3 protein-coding genes are annotated in these 3333 nt (G+C 72.8%); 1 reads left to right on the forward strand and 2 read right to left on the reverse strand.

The window, feature by feature from the left end:
- The coding region (locus ABZ641_RS30255) for a glycosyl hydrolase family 18 protein (protein ID WP_359986889.1) at nt 1-2187 on the forward strand (2187 nt) is incomplete at its 5' end.
- A gap of 18 nt (nt 2188-2205) precedes the next feature.
- Here ABZ641_RS30255 and ABZ641_RS30260 read toward each other — a convergent pair.
- Nucleotides 2206-2889, reverse strand: coding sequence for a spermidine synthase (locus tag ABZ641_RS30260; RefSeq protein WP_359986892.1), 684 nt, complete (start codon nt 2887-2889; stop codon nt 2206-2208).
- Between the two features lie 51 nt (nt 2890-2940).
- The coding region (locus ABZ641_RS30265) for a putative sulfate exporter family transporter (protein ID WP_359986895.1) at nt 2941-3333 on the reverse strand (393 nt) is incomplete at its 5' end.

The raw sequence follows: 3333 nt of genomic DNA on the forward strand, positions 1-3333 counted from the left end.
ACGGCGTCCTGGTGGCCGCCGAGCGCGGTGAGCGCCTGCACGGCGACGGCGGTCGCGTTGCTGTCCTCGGTCTTCGGGTCGCAGGCCGCGGCCGCCAACGGCGGCACGAGCGCCGTCAACGGCTGGACGCTCGAGTTCGACCTGCCCGCCAACAACACCGTCTCCTCGCTGTGGAACGCGACCTACACGGTGGCGTCCTCGCACGTGACGGTGAAGAACCCGAGCTGGCAGCCGAGCATCCCGGCCGGCGGCTCGTACAACTTCGGCTTCAACATCGCCTATTCGGGCGCCTACGTGCCGCTCGCCAACTGCAAGCTCAACGGCGCGCCGTGCGGCGGCGGGGGCGGGGGCGGCGACACCGCTCCGCCGACCGCCCCGGGCAACCTGACCGGGACGCCGAGCGGCAGCAACGGCGCGGCGCTGTCCTGGACGGCCTCCACCGACAACGTCGGGGTGGCCGGCTACGACGTGCTGGAGGGCACCACCAAGCGGGCCACCGTGACGGGCACCTCGGCCACCGTCACCGGGCTGTCCGCGGGCGCGCACAGCTTCACCGTGGTCGCCTTCGACGCGGCGGGCAACCGCTCCGCCGCGGCCGGGCCGGTGACCGTCACCGTCCCGACCACGACCGACCCGCAGCCGCCGACCGCGCCCGGCACGCCGACCGTCACCGGCACCACGTCCAGCTCGGTCTCGCTGACCTGGGGCGCCTCCACCGACAACGTCGGCGTGGTCGCCTACGACGTGTACAACGGCGGCACGATCGCCGCGACCGTCACCGGCACCTCGGCCACCGTCGGCGGGCTGGCCGCCGACACCTCGTACACCTTCACCGTGAAGGCCCGGGACGCGGCGGGCAACGCCTCGGCCGCCTCCGGCCCGGTCACCGCCCGCACCCAGACCGGCGGCGGGGGCGGCGGCACCATGAAGATCGGCTACTTCACCCAGTGGTCGATCTACTCCCGCGGCTACAGCGTGAAGCAGCTGGAGACCTCGGGCAGCGCGGCGAAGCTCACCACGCTCAACTACGCCTTCGCCAACATCCACCCGACCACCAAGCAGTGCTTCATCACCAACAAGGCGGCCGGCAACGACTCCGACCCGAACGCGGGCGACGGCGCCGGTGACGCCTGGGCCGACTTCGGCAAGGGCTGGGACGCGGGCAGCTCCGTGGCCGGCACCACGGACACCTGGGACCAGCCGCTGGCGGGCAACTTCAACCAGCTCAAGCAGCTGAAGGCCAAGCACCCGAACCTGAAGATCCAGATCTCCATCGGCGGCTGGTCGTACAGCAAGTGGTTCTCCGACGCGGCCGCCACCGACGCCTCCCGCAAGGCGCTGGTGAGCTCCTGCATCGACATGTACATCAAGGGCAACCTGCCGGTGATCGACGGCCGCGGCGGCGCCGGCTCCGCGGCCGGCATCTTCGACGGCATCGACCTCGACTGGGAGTGGCCGAACTCGGACGGCCACCTCGGCAACATCTACAAGCCCGCCGACAAGGCCAACTACACCCTGCTGGCCCAGGAGTTCCGCCGCCAGCTGGACGCGCTGGGCGCCACCACCGGCAAGCACTACACGCTGAGCGCCTTCCTGCCGGCCGACCCGGCGAAGATCTCCGCGGGCATCGACGTCCCGGGCCTGTTCGGGGCGTTCGACTTCGCCACGATCCAGGGCTACGACTACCACGGCGCCTGGGAGACCACCACCAACCAGCAGTCGGCGCTGACCCTGCCGGCGGGCGACCCGAGCCCGGCGAACCAGCGGTTCAGCTCCGAGATCGCCATCAACGCCTACGTCTCGGCCGGGGCCCCGAAGAGCAAGCTGACCCTCGGCATCCCGTTCTACGGACGCGGCTGGCAGGGCGTGCCGCGCGGCACCACCAACGGCCTGTTCCAGACCTCGACCGGCGCCGCCCCCGGCACCTACGAGGCCGGCTACGAGGACTACCACAAGCTCAAGGACATGGCCGCGAGCGGCGGTTACACGATCTACCGGGACCCGGTGGCGGGCTTCGCCTACATCTACAACGGGAACGTCCTCTACACCTACGACGACCCGACGGAGATCGCCCGCAAGACCGCCTGGATCAAGGCGCAGGGGCTGGCGGGGGCCATGATCTGGTCCTTCGACGGCGACACCACGAGCGGTGAGCTGATGACCGCGGTGGACAACGGCCTCAAGTAGCCTTCGCCTCAAAGGGATTCACGCGCGGCGCGCCAGGTGCACCGCATCCGGCACGCCGCGCGCGACCGCCACCTCCAGGGTGTGCACCTCCGCGAACCCGGCCCTGCGCAACGCCTGCTCGAAGGCGGCGGAGGGCCGGGCGCTCCACACCGCCAGGACGCCGCCGGGGTTGAGCCGGCGATGCGCGGCGGCCAGGCCGGCCGGGCCGTACAGCCCGTCGTTGGTCTCGTCCACCGTCCAGTCCGGGCCGTTGTCGATGTCGAGGCAGAGCGCGTCGTACGCCTCGCCGCCGCCGGCCAGGTGCGCCACCAGGTCGGTGTGCAGCACGCTGACCCGCGGATCGTCCAGGGCCCCGGCGGAGAACGCGCCGAGCGGGCCGGTGCGGTGCCAGTCGATGACGGCCGCCTCCCGCTCCGCCACCGCGATCCGGCCCCAGCGGGGCTCGGCCACCGCGTGCGCCAGCGAGAAGCCGACGCCGAGCCCGCCGATCAGCACGGACGGCCGGGGTGCGGCGAGCGCGTCCAACGCGGCCTGCACCAGCAGCCGTTCGGAGCGGCCGTCCGCGGTGTCCATCAGGAAGCAGCCGTTGGCGATGATCTCCAGGTACTCGCCGCGGCGGCGGAGCACCACCTCGCCGTACGGGCCCTCCCGCCGGTCCAGGGTGACGGGGGCGGCGTCTTCGCGGACGGGCGGGCGGTTCATCGCTGCGCACCTCGGGGGTCGGACAGGTCGGACGCGACCGACTCTAACCGCTCAGCGGGTCAGCAGGACACCGATATAGGACACCCCGGCGACCACCGCCCAGGAGCCGAGGCCGAGCAGCGCGATCCGGCCGCCGGTGCGCAGCAGGGCGGGCAGGTCGACCGCACTGCCGAGGCCGAACAGGGCTGCGGCGAGCAGGAGTTCACGGCCGTCCTGGGCGAGGTTCAGGGCCGCGTCGGGCAGCAGGCCGGTGGAGCGGACGGCGACGGCGAGCAGGAAGCCGGCCACGAACAGCGGCACCGGGGAGGGCCGCCGGGCACCGGCGCTCCCTTTGCCGCCGGGGGCCGTTGCCACGCCGGACGGCCGGGCGCGGCGGGCCAGGGCGAGGGCGGTGCCGGCGACCAGCGGGGCGAGCAGCAGCACCCGCATCAGCTTGACGACGAC

Origin of the sequence: Kitasatospora sp. NPDC007106 (genome assembly GCF_040634455.1) — a bacterium.
GTDB classification, from domain to species: domain Bacteria; phylum Actinomycetota; class Actinomycetes; order Streptomycetales; family Streptomycetaceae; genus Kitasatospora; species Kitasatospora arboriphila.